The 761-nt window shown below is 56.6% G+C and carries 1 pseudogene; it reads right to left on the reverse strand.

Going from position 1 to position 761, the window contains the following annotated elements:
- A pseudogene (locus tag BCA01S_RS36395) lies at positions 1 to 688 on the reverse strand (IS110 family RNA-guided transposase); the annotation flags it as partial.
- Positions 689 to 761 lie beyond the last annotated feature (73 nt).

The raw sequence follows: 761 nt of genomic DNA on the forward strand, positions 1-761 counted from the left end.
CAGTGCTAGTTCGCGATCGATCTCACCGATCTGTTGCTGCAGATACTTGAAGTGCTCATGTAGCCGCTTGAGGATGGCGCATTCAACCGGTGGATGCAACACACTGAAGACTGCGTAAGCAGCAGGAGTGTTGCATCCACCGGTTGAATGCGCCGATGGCAACAAGACGGGGCGGCAAAGGATGGAAATCAAGAATCTCCGGCAGTCGCGGAACACCGGTCTTGCCGGCTGGCAGGCTGACGCCGAACTCGAGCAGGAAGCCGTGCATCTGGTTGATCGTCCTCGCGCGGTCCTGCACCATCGATTCACGCACGCGGTGAAGTATCGACAGCGTTTGCTGCGACTCGGTCTTCGGCGTCACAAATCGCATTGCCGGACGCCATGCCGCTTCGCAAATCGCCTCAGCATCGATAAAGTCATTCTTGTTTGATTTCACGAATGGCCGCACGAATTGCGGCGAAATCAGCTTGACCTCATGACCAAACGAGGACAGCTTGCGCGCCATGAAGTGAGAGCCGGCGCACGCCTCCATGACGACAGTACACGAATGGCAAGTCGCGAGAAATTCGATGAGTTGTTTGCGCCCAAACTTCTTTCTGAACACCGCCTTGCCCCTGCTGTCCTGTCCGTGCACATGGAAGGTTTGCTTGCCAAGGTCGATCCCAACGAGCGTCGCGTAGTCCTTGATCACCTCCCGTTACAGTCGCCTTCCCAGCTTAGCGCGTCTGCGGAGGTGGGGCGGACCATTTCATTAGTCGTCA

Source organism: Paraburkholderia caledonica NBRC 102488 (assembly GCF_000685095.1).
Lineage (GTDB): Bacteria > Pseudomonadota > Gammaproteobacteria > Burkholderiales > Burkholderiaceae > Paraburkholderia > Paraburkholderia caledonica.